The organism is Maribellus luteus (assembly GCF_003576475.1).
In the GTDB taxonomy this organism is placed as follows: Bacteria; Bacteroidota; Bacteroidia; order Bacteroidales; family Prolixibacteraceae; genus Draconibacterium; species Draconibacterium luteum.
The window spans coordinates 372,268-384,537 of the sequence record NZ_QWGR01000004.1 but is presented as its reverse complement, the minus strand read 5'-3'; the positions used below and the strand labels follow the sequence as shown (position 1 = coordinate 384,537).

The 12,270-nt window shown below is 44.2% G+C and carries 8 protein-coding genes; 3 read left to right on the top strand and 5 right to left on the bottom strand.

Annotation, left to right across the window (positions count from 1 at the left end; all coding sequences use genetic code 11):
* Nucleotides 1-28: 28 nt before the first annotated feature.
* A complete protein-coding gene (locus D1614_RS09740) occupies nucleotides 29-1,117 on the bottom strand; it encodes a mannose-1-phosphate guanylyltransferase (RefSeq protein ID WP_119437719.1) in 1,089 nt (362 codons plus the stop codon).
* A gap of 236 nt (nucleotides 1,118-1,353) precedes the next feature.
* Between D1614_RS09740 and D1614_RS09735 the strand changes: the two genes are divergently transcribed.
* Nucleotides 1,354-2,094: an MlaE family ABC transporter permease gene (locus tag D1614_RS09735; protein ID WP_119437718.1), complete on the top strand. Its 741-nt coding sequence runs from the start codon at nucleotides 1,354-1,356 to the stop codon at nucleotides 2,092-2,094.
* A complete protein-coding gene (locus D1614_RS09730) occupies nucleotides 2,091-2,846 on the top strand; it encodes an ABC transporter ATP-binding protein (RefSeq protein ID WP_119437717.1) in 756 nt (251 codons plus the stop codon). Before D1614_RS09735 ends, D1614_RS09730 begins: the two co-directional genes overlap by 4 nt.
* A gap of 33 nt (nucleotides 2,847-2,879) precedes the next feature.
* Here D1614_RS09730 and D1614_RS09725 read toward each other — a convergent pair whose 3' ends face one another.
* Complete coding sequence (locus tag D1614_RS09725) at nucleotides 2,880-4,397, bottom strand: TlpA family protein disulfide reductase (protein WP_119437716.1); 1,518 nt, start codon at nucleotides 4,395-4,397, stop codon at nucleotides 2,880-2,882.
* Nucleotides 4,398-4,568: 171 nt separating this feature from the next.
* On the opposite strand from D1614_RS09725, the gene D1614_RS09720 reads away from it, so the two are divergent.
* The gene (locus D1614_RS09720) at nucleotides 4,569-5,420 is read left to right on the top strand and encodes a damage-control phosphatase ARMT1 family protein (protein ID WP_119437715.1); all 852 of its coding nucleotides are present in this window, start codon (nucleotides 4,569-4,571) and stop codon (nucleotides 5,418-5,420) included.
* Between the two features lie 19 nt (nucleotides 5,421-5,439).
* On the opposite strand, the gene porX is transcribed toward D1614_RS09720, so the two are convergent.
* The 3 genes from porX to D1614_RS09705 form a co-directional block, all read right to left on the bottom strand.
* Nucleotides 5,440-6,996 (bottom strand): T9SS response regulator signal transducer PorX, encoded by a 1,557-nt coding sequence (porX, locus tag D1614_RS09715; RefSeq protein WP_206609970.1) that lies wholly within the window; start codon nucleotides 6,994-6,996, stop codon nucleotides 5,440-5,442.
* Between the two features lie 156 nt (nucleotides 6,997-7,152).
* Nucleotides 7,153-10,842, bottom strand: coding sequence for a type IX secretion system periplasmic lipoprotein PorW/SprE (gene porW / locus D1614_RS09710; protein WP_147384145.1), 3,690 nt, complete (start codon nucleotides 10,840-10,842; stop codon nucleotides 7,153-7,155).
* Nucleotides 10,843-11,047: 205 nt separating this feature from the next.
* A complete protein-coding gene (locus D1614_RS09705) occupies nucleotides 11,048-12,163 on the bottom strand; it encodes an Mrp/NBP35 family ATP-binding protein (RefSeq protein ID WP_119437713.1) in 1,116 nt (371 codons plus the stop codon).
* Between the last annotated feature and the right edge of the window lie 107 nt (nucleotides 12,164-12,270).

The following is a 12,270-nucleotide window of genomic DNA, read 5'->3' as shown; positions in this document are numbered from 1 at the left end:
TTTTTATTTGATAAAAAAATAAGTCAGGCTAAACCAGCGAATCTCCTTTTTTGATCCGCACATCGGTCACAAACTTCTTGATCTGGTCTTCATCTTCCAAACGGCAGATCATCAGTGTTTCGTTCGACTCGGCCACAATGTAGCCATCCAGCCCCTGGATAACAGCGGCTTTTTCACCCGAAATATTTACAATGCAGTTTCGCACATCGTAGGTAAGAATGTTGTCGCCTTCAATTAAATTTCCGGCCTCGTCTTTTGCCTTGTTTTCATACAACGAGCCCCAGGTTCCCAGGTCGCTCCACCCAAAATCGGCTGTCAGCACATACACATTCGTGGCTTTCTCCATAATCCCGTAATCGATGGAAATGGCCTGGCATTCGGAATAAGCCTTTTTAATAAAAGCTTCTTCGTTGGGCGTATCCAGCAAATGCTCACCTTTCAGGAAGGTTTGCGATATTTCGGGAAGGTGCTCATCAAAGGCTTTCATAAAACAGCCAACCGAGGAAATAAATATTCCCGAATTCCAGTAAAACTCACCGGTTTCGATAAATATTTTTGCCATTTCCACGTCGGGCTTCTCCGTAAAGGTTTTCACCTTGTAGAGGTTGTCCAGATCGTTAAACTCTTTTTTCTTTTTTACCTGAATATAGCCGTAACGGGTTTCCGGGCGACTGGGTTTAATTCCCAGCGTCAGCAGCCTTTCCTTCACATCTAGAAACGCCAACCCGTTTTTCAACTGGCTCACAAACTCTTCTTCTTTCAGAATTAAATGATCAGAAGGAGTTACAATGATCTTGGCCTCCGGGTTTTTTAACCGTATTTTATGAAGTGCATAAGCCAGACAGGGCGCGGTATTGCGTCTTAACGGCTCAAGCAAAACCTGTTCTTCACCTAATTCGGGTATCTGTTCCAGCACCAGGTCCCTGTACCGGACATTGGTCACAACCAGGAAGTTTTCTTTGGGTATCAACCTTGAAAAACGTTCGTAGGTTTGCTGCATAAATGTGCGGCCGGTTCCTAAAATATCCATGAACTGTTTGGGTTTGGCGGTGCGGCTGAGTGGCCAAAAACGGCTTCCCAAGCCACCTGCCATGATAACGCAATACGTATTATTCATACTAAGTCTTTTCTTCGGGAATCAGAGCAAACACCCCGCTTGCGGGATTTTGAATGTTTGCCTTTTGCTTCCTTTTTATATCCTCTGTTTCCTATAAAAATACCAATTTAAAAATCATATCGAAATAAGTACGGAGGAATTTTATTTCTATTGTGCTGAATCGCTACTTCAAAAGTTTTGTATCCATTATATAAGTTGTAATTTTATCCGGACAGAAAAGCAGGAATCGAATGCGAATGGGATTTTTTTTTCATATAGGCCGCTACTTTTCGATGTTATCGAAAGTGTTTGCCCGTCCCGAAAAAGCCAAAATGTATGTGCGTCAGTTGTTTCTCGAGATTGACAACCTGGGAGTAAACTCGGTGTGGATCGTTATTATTATTTCCATTTTTATCGGAGGCATTATGACCATCCAGTTTGCGCATGCACTTGCCAATCCGCTTTACCCGAACGAACTGGTAGGGCTTGGCACCCGCGACACCTTGTTGCTGGAGTTTTCGTCGACCATGCTCGCACTGATCATGGCCGGAAAGATCGGCTCCAACATCACCTCCGAAATCGGCACCATGCGTGTTACCGAGCAAATCGACTCGCTGGAGATTATGGGTGTAAACTCGGCCAGCTACCTGATTTTTCCCAAGATCGTGGCGGTGGTTTTCATCTTTCCTTTTCTTTACATCATGAGTGTTTTCTTTGGTCTGCTGGGAGGTATGCTCACAGGTCCGCTCGTAGGAGTGGTCACCATTCCGCAATACATCGACGGTATTCAATGGCTGTTCTACCCGTATTACATTACTTTCTCCATTATCAAGTGCCTGGTTTTTGGGTTCCTGGTTTCGTCGGTACCTGCCTATTTTGGGTATTATGTGCAGGGAGGTGCGCTCGAAGTGGGAAAAGCCAGCACCAAGGCCGTTGTTAACACCAACATTCTGATCCTGTTTTTTGACCTTCTTTTAACACGTTTACTCCTTACATGATCGAAGTAAAAAATATATCAAAAGCGTTTGATGGCAACCAGGTCTTAAAAGATATATCCATCACCTTTGAGCGCGGAAAAACCAACCTGATCATTGGGCGAAGCGGTTCGGGAAAAACCGTTTTGCTAAAGTCGATTCTTGGCTTGTTTGATATCGACGAAGGAGAGATCTGGTACAACGACCGCAACCTGGTGCAAATGAGCAATAAGGAGCGAAAACTGCTGCGAAGCGAAATTGGAATGGTTTTCCAGGGAGGAGCGCTTTTCGACAGTGTAAACGTGGAAGGCAATGTCCGCTTTCCGCTCGATATGTTTACCAATATGAGCGGCCCCGAGAAAATAAAGCGTGTTCAGTTTTGTCTCGACCACGTAAACATCGACCGGCAGGCCTACAAACTTTACCCCAGCGAGATAAGCGGCGGAATGCAAAAACGTGTGGCCATTGCGCGTGCCATCGCCCTCAACCCGAAATACCTGTTTTGCGACGAACCCAACTCGGGTCTCGATCCTGAAACATCTACGGTGATCGACCAGCTGATCCAGGCTCTTACGAAAGAGTTTCAGATGACCACCATCATTAACACCCACGATATGAACTCGGTGATTGAAATTGGCGAATCGGTTTTGTTTATCAGCAAAGGCGAAAAAGAATGGGTGGGCACCAACCGCGAAATCCTTGATTCGGGCAATCAAAAACTCGACGACTTTATTTTTGCCAACAAGCTGTATGCACAGATGAAGAAGGGGAAATAAATCTCGCTTCGAAACGTATCAGATACGTTGATATTATCTCAGTAGTTTTTCAATCTCTTTTACCAGAATTTCTTTGTTACTGGGCCGGGGCGCAGATTTTAGTGCCACTTTCCCTTGTCTGTCCAATAAAACATAGTGGGGAACTCCCTCAATTCCAAAAATATTCTCCAACTGTTTTCTTTGCTCATCGGTTAGTAAAAAATGCTCTCCTTCAATACCTTCTTCTTTAATTGTAGACTGCCAGCTGGCTTCGCTACTTTGTACTCCCAAATACACGAAAGTTACATCTTCTCTTTTGAACTTTTCTTTTAGTTGTTTTGCATATGGCATCTCTGCCATACAAGGCTTGCACCATGGTCCCCAAAAATCAATATAAATCACATTGTTTTTATACTTAGTAATCAAGTTCTGCAAAAAGTCATTTTCACGCACTTTTGCATCAATATTAAAATCAGGATTCAATTCCGGATTTTCAACCAGTTTCTGTTCATAATTGAATTTATCCACCACTTTTCCCCTGAACTTATCGTCTTCAATCAGCGAAAAATCAATCAGGTACTTTAAATCATTGTACTTTCCATCTTCCAGCAGATAATACAGAAAACTTGACAATACAACATCTTTCGAAAACCCCGATGTAACTGTCTGATAGTAATTGACGAAATATTTGTATCCTTTCTCAAAATCAGTATCCAAAAGCCGGTTATAAACCTGAAACGTATCGACCGGGATTTTTTTTCGCTCATATAGGTAATAACCTTCCAAGAAATTGATGTAACTGCTGGTTTCAAAAAGTTCGTCTTCTCTAAAGTTCTTCATCGAATCAAGAAAGTCAAAAAACACCGGAGGAACCAGGCTGTTATACCCATCCTTTGGCATTTCCATCTTATTTAGATAAGCATGAAATGCCGGATACTGAAACAAGATTGACCATATCCTGTATTTTAAATGATTTTGTGCCCAGCGTTTAAAATGTTCTGAAGTATTATTCATTGCATTGAAATGCGCCAATGCTTCGCGATACCTTCCGAGTTCGCGATCAAGGAACTGCCTTGCCTCCATTCCCGTATACTTTTTAAGAGAATCATTCAATGCCAAGTGATGAAAAACTGAATCTTCGCAATAAGCAAGAAATCCTGAGATATCCTTATTCATTCTTTCGGAGGTTCCTTTTACTTTCAAATGATCATATAAATCGCGGTAAGTTTCGCTTCTATTCGAAATAAAGTCGTTATCAATAATAATGTGAACGGAATCTCCGGGAGCAATAAACACAGGAAACGTAGCTTCATAACGAATCAAAATATTGGTTGCGTCTTCCAAATCCAATCTGAACCAAAATCTTCCAAACTTGTCAACAGAAGGATTTAGTCGTAATGCTTTTCCCGGGAACTGCGGAACAAGTATTTCTAGTGAATTGTAATCCGGTAAGTTATTAAAGCCGACGATCTCTCCGGTGACAATTGTTTTCTGGACTTTATCAGATATCTCTGTTTTTCTGCATGATACCAAAACAAGGAGAGCAAAGAATGTAAGGAGAGCTGTTTTCATATTTAGGTTTTTAGTGAAGATACAGTAAATAAGATTTTGTTCAATAGAAAATACGCCCAAAATGATGTTTCCTCCTAATCAATTCCACGCTGCATTTTTTTAACATATTGAGGCTTCTACAAAAAGCAGGAATAAGAATTTGAACTGTGTTCTTCTGCCTATCTTTACTCCATGAACTACGAATGCTTGATTTGCCAGGTAAAAGCCCTGGAAAAACGTATGGATAAATACGAAATCGCGGAGGAAAAGCGAAACACGCTGGTGAGTGAGTTGATTCAATCTATTGCCGGGATTGATCTGAACACCAGTTATTCTCCCGACATTTCGCGCAATATTATTGATGAGCTGGAGAAACACTCCCCGATTTCCGATCCGTACAAAACCGAAAAAGAAGAAAGCAACCGGGAAATGCTGGCCCGTTACGATGGCTTCAACGAAATGGTCAGCCAGGCTCCTGATCCGTTTAACACGGCTCTCAGACTGGCGATTGCCGGTAATATCATCGATTTTGGCCCCACACACCAATTTGATGTATGGGGAACCATCGACCGCGTGATGAGCAGCGATTTTGCCATTGACGACTCGGAGCAGTTGAGGGACCAGATTGCAAAGGCAAAGTCCATCCTATACCTGGGAGACAATTGCGGCGAGGTGGTGCTCGACAAGCTTTTCCTGGAAACGATTCAGCATCCGAATGTGGTGTTTTCCGTTCGCGAGCGACCAATTCTAAACGATGTAACTCAGAAAGAAGCCAAAGAAGTTGGTATCGCTGAAGTGGCAAAACTGGTATCGAACGGCGACCACGCTCCCTCCACCCTGCTTCACAGGGTTAGCCCGGAGTTTAAGGCAATGTATGATTCCGCCGACCTCATCATTTCAAAAGGCATGGGAAACTACGAAGGACTGATGGACCAGAACGATCCCCGTTTGTTTTTCCTGCTAATGATCAAATGCCCGGTTATCGGGAAAAAGATCGGTGCACAAAAAGGTGATTTCGTTATAAAACGTAGTGCTTCCTGTTAAGCGCGATACCTGTGAAAGCCTATTTTTTAGGAACTAAGGTCACCACCGGGATGATCATTTCTTCCATCGAAATGCCTCCGTGCTGGAAAGTATCCTTGTAATAATTGGCGTAGTAATTATAGTTATTCGGATAAGCAAAAAAGTCGCTTCCCTGCGCGAAAATGTAGCTGGTACTTACGTTTCTTGACGGCAGATAGATCTTTCGCGGATCGCGAATTTCAAACACGTTCTTCGACTTAAAATTCAGGTTCTTCCCCAGTTTGTACCGCAGGTTGGTATTGGTTTCCCTGTCGCCAATCACTTTCACCGCATTATCCACCCGAATGGCGCCATGGTCGGTAGTGATAACCAGCCGGATATCGTTGTCGGCCAATTCTTTCAAAAGTTCCAGAATGGAAGAATTACTGAACCAGCTAAGTGCCAGCGAACGATAAGCCTTTTCGTTGTTGGCCAGTTCGCGAATCATGTCCATTTCGGTACGCGCATGCGAAATCATATCTACAAAATTGACCACCATTACCGAAAGATCATTCTCCAGAATATTCTTCAGGTTATCGGTTACCCAACGTTCTTTGCGAACACCCGAAGCTTTTTCAAAATATAAACTCTCTTTCCGCCCGAAACGGGCCATCTGCTTTTGCAGTAAAACTTCCTCGTTCCGGTTTTTGTGGCCTTCGTTGTCGTCGTCTTCCCACAACTGCGGATATACTTTCTCAATTTCCGAAGGCATCAAGCCTGCAAACATCGAATTCCGGGCATACATGGTTGCGGTGGGTAAAATACTGCAATACAACTCTTCGTTTTGTGTGCGAAAATACTCGTTCACAACCGGGCTAAAGATTCGCCACTGGTCGTAACGCAGGTTATCGATCACCAAAACCAGTGTTTTTTTCTTTTGATCGAGTTGCGGAAAAACAATGTGCCTGAAAATATCGGTCGACAACATCGGCCGGTCGCCAAGATCCCTGTTAAACCAATCGGCATAATTGTCTTTTATGAAACGAAAGAAGGCCTTATTGGCATCTTCCTTTTGCATCGCCAGAATCTGGTCCATGGTTGAATCCTCCGAGTCACTTAACTCCAGTTCCCAGTAAACCAGCTTTTTGTATATCTCTTTCCACTCATCAAAACTAAGCCGGTCGCTTATCTCCATTCCGATCTGTGCAAACTGCATCTGGTACTTCGACGTGGTTTGCTGGGTAACCAGCCGTTTCTGATCGATGTTCTTTTTCAGAGTCAGTAAAATCTGCTTGGGATTTACGGGTTTAATAAGGTAGTCGGCAATTTTTGCACCCACAGCCTCATCCATAATGTTTTCCTCTTCACTTTTGGTGATCATTACCACCGGAACATTCGGAGAAATTGCCTTGATGCGGGTCAGTGTTTCCAGCCCGGTCAAACCCGGCATGTTTTCGTCCAAGAAAATGATATCGAAATAACTACCACCTACTTTCTCAACCGCGTCGAGTCCATTTGTAGCTGTCTCCACTTCGTAACCCTTCTCTGTCAGAAACAGAATATGGGGGCGTAGCAGGTCAATTTCGTCGTCGGTCCAAAGTATACGTGGTTTATTCATACTCATTGTTTTATTATTATTCATGTAAAGATAGAAACAAAAAAAGTGCCGCTGAAGTATGGCATTAACAAAGTTTAACCACTTTGCGGGCAAAGGGCATAGCGCCTTGAGCGAAGAGTCAAGAGCTTCTGGAATGTATCCGTTTGAAACTTGCGGCTAGTTACCGAGGTACACTTTTTTGTAGAAATCCATGTACTGGGTGATGTTCTTTTCGTTCAGGAAAATGTCAAAGTTTTCGTCGGAAATAAGAAAGTTCCGGTACTCGGCATTGCCCAGCGCGTCAAACAAACTGCGGGTGCGAACCAGGTTACTGAAATACAAACGTCCTGTTTCCTTGTCTTTCATTCCGGAAATAATGACCAATACTCGATATGCATCCAGTGCCTGTTCGGAAACCACAAAGTTTGATCCCGCAAAGTTATCGCTGTTGTAACGTTCAATCCCCTGAATAAAAGCAGCCTTGTCAATTCCTTCTGCCGGAATTACAAACACAACCCTGTGTGCTCCTTCCACTGCCGGATTATACGGGCCTTCCACATCCGTAACTGTTGCAGCCTCTTGTACTGCTCCGGTAGTTGTTGGCTGAGCCACAGCCCCGGTACTTTGGGTATTCGACTGCGCACTGCTGCTGCTTTGTTCTGAACTCCGTTGAGTATAATGCGCCCGGAAGAACGTCATGTATTCATCCACTTTGTTCTTGTCCATCAAAGCCTCCAGGTTTTCATCCGTTATCAGGAATGCACGGTAAGAAATACCTGTGAGCGAACCATACAGAGTCCGGGTAGTCAATACCTTCCGGAAATACGACAACGATTGGTTCAGTGCCGGAATGCCATTTACCACGAGCAACTGGTACTCATCTATCTGTTTTATTTGCGTTCCCAGATTCCATGGCCTAAACTCGGCGCGGTTGAAATCAGAGAATTCTTTCAGAACCTGGCGCATTGAAACGCCTTTGTCTTTCACAGCCAGCACAAAGTTCTGTGTTGTATCTACCTGTGTATTGAAGGTTCCGGGCAAAGCAGTACTTACGCTTACAAAACGTCCTTTTTCCTTCAGCGCATTTGATTCGGCTTCGGCGCGTGCCATCAGTTCTTCCGGCGAAATATCCAGGCCATCGTCGGTAAAGTTCGAACGAATAAAGCGGCTGTAATTTTTCACAAAGAACTTCAGGTAATCAGCAATGGATTTCTCTGACATCACCTGGCGGTAGTTGGTAGAAGAAATCACAAAGTTCATATAATCGACATCCTGAAGCGATTTAAACACCGGCGCCCTGCGAATGATCGCCCCGTGGTAGATCAATGCATTCTCTTTATTTTGCATGGCACGAACCAGTACAAATGCCGTGTTCTCGTTCAGATTTTCGGTTTCAATATCGTAATCAACCTTTGTATAGTGGTCGATGTTGTAGTTGGCAATGTCAAATTTCAAGCGGTTCAGATCGATCTTTTTCTCATCCTTTCTCGGATAAGCAATCACAAAATAATGCAAGAGATCTTCGTCGTACGAGAACTTGCCGCCAAACTCATCGTCAACATCTCCGTTGGCAAGCAATTCTTCGTTCTGAATTTCTTCGTTGATATACCCCATCTCCACCAGCTTCTGGTAATCGGCCAGCGTACTGTCCTGGATCAATGTCAGAATCTCCTTTGCCAGCGGCGATGGTTCTTTTGCCGGGTACTTTTCAAGATAACCTTTCATCAGCAATTCAAACTGAGTCATATCCGACTGGGTTCCTTTTGCAATCGCTTCCATAAAATCGATTTTTGGAATGATCACCGTGTCGGGCTTCATCAGTTTCATCTCCGATGCCAGCGTTAAAACATTGCGGTACCGCCCGGCTTTGTAATTTTTGAAAGTCTCCTGGTACAGTTTGTTAAGGCTGTCGAGGCGGGCTTCCATTTCCACAAAGAAATTCGGATTGAGCAGGAATTGCGCGTATTTACTTTCCGGGTACTGCGAAATAATCAGGTTGCGGTAATAATCCGATTTGGCTTTATCGCCCATCAACTCGTACAAGTCGTACAGATCGAAATAAGCCGAAAGCAGGTACATATTTGCAGGGTAGCGTTTGTTCAGGTCTTCAAACGATTCTGCTGAACGCGGATAATCTTCAAACTCGGCTTTAAATATTTTTCCAGCGTTGTAGAGCGCATCCCGGATCCGATTATGCGAAACCTGCATCAACGAATCGGTCAGAGGAAGATCCTGCGTATAAAACTCTTTTTTCAGCGGGTCTTGCTCCCGTTGTTCTTCCTGCCGGGCCTCTTCTGCCACCTCGTCTTCTTCTCCCATCGAAACGGTGTTCTTGTTGGCGCGTCGCCAATCGTCTTCCAATTGTCTTCGGCCCCACTGTTGCTGGAAAGTTACCCTTCCGTAAGAAACCGTTTGCGGATTGTAAAAATACCAGCCGGTTCCTCCCGAACCTCCCATTCCCATCCGGTAGCGGTTAGATCGGTAATAGCCCTGATCGCGGGAGCCTTGCATCGCCAGGTTTTCCATGTTGCGCTGGCGCTCCTGCTCTTCCTGCATCAAACGGGCAATCAAAGCCTCGCGCTCGCCTTCCGGCATCTGAGCAACTTTCTGCAAACTATCCTGGCGCTCCACTATCAAAAGGTTATCCACCAGACTGGTGAGACTTTTGTATCTTAATTCAACGTTTTTGTAATCCGGGTAATTCTCATCGATAATGATCATGGCACTGTCGTAATAAGACTGTGCCCCGCGGTAATTCTGGTCTTCAAAATAAAGATTTGCCAGCGTGATAGCTGACAAAGCACGCTGGTACTGATTTTTGTAACTCGCTGCCACCGAAAGACGGTAATTGTCCTTTCCCTCATCACGGTTACCTTCCCTCATCAACAAGTTAGCCAAGGCATAATAAATCTGGTCACGGAAATCGATGTTCTTCTTATCGCGCAACATTTTGTTCATCTCCTTTTTAAGTTGAGTGATGTCGCCTTCTCCTGAGAATATTCCAGCAGAGTTGATCCGTGCATTAAAGGCCATCGTATAATCGGGACTGATGCGCGCCACCTGGCCAAATATTTCCGAGGCCTTGTCGTTTTGCCCCATTTCCTGGTACAACTGTGCCACAATGTAGAGCAAACGCGCCCTTTCTTTTCTCCAGAAGGTTTTGTTTACGGCAATGTCCAGCATTCGGATGGCTTCGCTGTAGCTGCTCTGTTTTTTATAATAGTCGGCAGTTGCAAGTGCCAGTTCGCGTTCGTATTTCCGGGGAAAATCGTCGTAGCCCTGAATGGCCTGAATGACTTCGTTGGCCTCAATGTATCGTTCGAGTTGCGTATAAGCCCTGATCAGATAGATTTGCGCCATGCTGGCGGTTTCTTCCTTGGGGTATTTACGAACTACGTACGAGAAATTATCGATGGCAGCAAAATAATTTTGTTGATAGAAGTAAGCTCTCCCCATCAGCAAATAGCTGTCGTCGACCCACTTATTGAATTCTTCCTGGCTGGCAAATTCCTGGTATTTACGCGAGCCACCACCTCTTTTTCGTTTAGGTTTTTTGGTCAGAGAATGTATTTCAACCAGCTTCGAGCATTTTATAACGGCATAATCCATGTCAGATTTCACCATTTTCCCGGCTGCCGGGTCGTTTTCCTTAAAGATCGGTAGCACATGCGTATAATCATCCTCAATGCGTGAATCGATCATTTCGAGTCCCGATTTCACACTTTCGTTCGCATTAAAGTAGATGTTATACTTCGAGGTAACATTATGGTAAGCACGCGATGCCCGGGTATTCTTTTCGGTGGAACACCCTGCAAAAACCGCAACCAATAATAGAAAAACTATGGTATGTAAAAAAAGTCTCTTCAAACAGGTATTTTATTTGCTCTAAGAATAAACTCCCGAAACATCAGAATATTGTTGATTACCATTATTTATTCTCATGACGGGTGCTGCAAAAATAAGAAAATTTGATTGCCTAAAAACCCCCAATACAATTCGGTTAAAAATACAGAAGAGATCTGCTGTAAATGAACAAATCTCTTCTGTTTGAAAGGCCTCCGTATAAGGAGCACTATTTTCTTGAAATCTTCACTTTTTTCGTGGGTGCCATTTGCAGGTTTCGCAGGTGTATCCGGTGTTTTACGGTTGCAGCAATTTCAGCAAAAGCCTTCCCGGTAATGGTTTCGGACGTTGAAGCAACCGGGTTGCCGGAATCGCCCCCCTCGCGGATGCTCTGTACAATCGGAATTTGTCCTAAAAACGACAAGCCCAGTTTGTCTGCCAGTTTTTTACCGCCGTCTTTACCAAAAATGTAGTATTTATTCTCCGGCAATTCTTCGGGAGTGAACCAGGCCATGTTTTCAACCAGCCCAAGCACCGGAACATCAATGGATTTACTTTGGAACATGCTGGCACCGCGCACCACATCGGCCAGTGCCACATCTTGTGGAGTAGTAACAATAACTGCTCCTGTAACCGGCACTGATTGCACCAGTGTCAGGTGAATATCGCTTGTTCCGGGAGGAAGGTCGATCAGCAAATAATCAAGATCGCCCCAGTTTCCTTCGGAGATCAACTGTTTCAGGGCATTCGAAGCCATGGGGCCGCGCCAGATAATAGCACTGTCGGTATCCACAAAAAAGCCCACCGAAAGAAATTTAACACCGTATTTCTCCAACGGATTGATCATCTCGCGACCGCCAATCTTAATACCTGCCGGGCGGTCGCCTTCGGCACCAAACATTTTCGGTATCGAAGGTCCGAAAATATCGGCATCCAACAACCCCACTTTTGCGCCTGAGTTTGCCAATGCAACTGCCAGGTTTACCGAAACCGTTGATTTACCAACTCCACCTTTTCCGGAGGCGATGGCTATAATATTTTTTACATTCGGAAGAACCGGGCGCTCCATATCGTGGATGTATTTCACCGCAATATTGTCTTCGATCTCCACTTCCTCACCTACATAGGTTTTGATCGCTTTCTCACATTCGAGGATCAGCGCTTCTATATTTGGATCATCGCTTTTCTGAAAAACCAGGGAAAAACTTACGCGTTGTCCGGCAATCCGAATTTCCTGTGGCATTTCAAGCGCAACAATGTCTTCATTACTTCCCGGGTATTTTACCGTGCGCAAAGCATCGGTAACATTCTTCGGGACAATTAACTTTCTTGGTATTTCAGCCATTTTTAAATGATTCTTATGTTCTTATGTAATCGTAAAACCATGCAAAAGTAACAATTGCCTTATAAAAACACCTGGATGGGCGAATTGTTTTCAGCAAGAATATTACA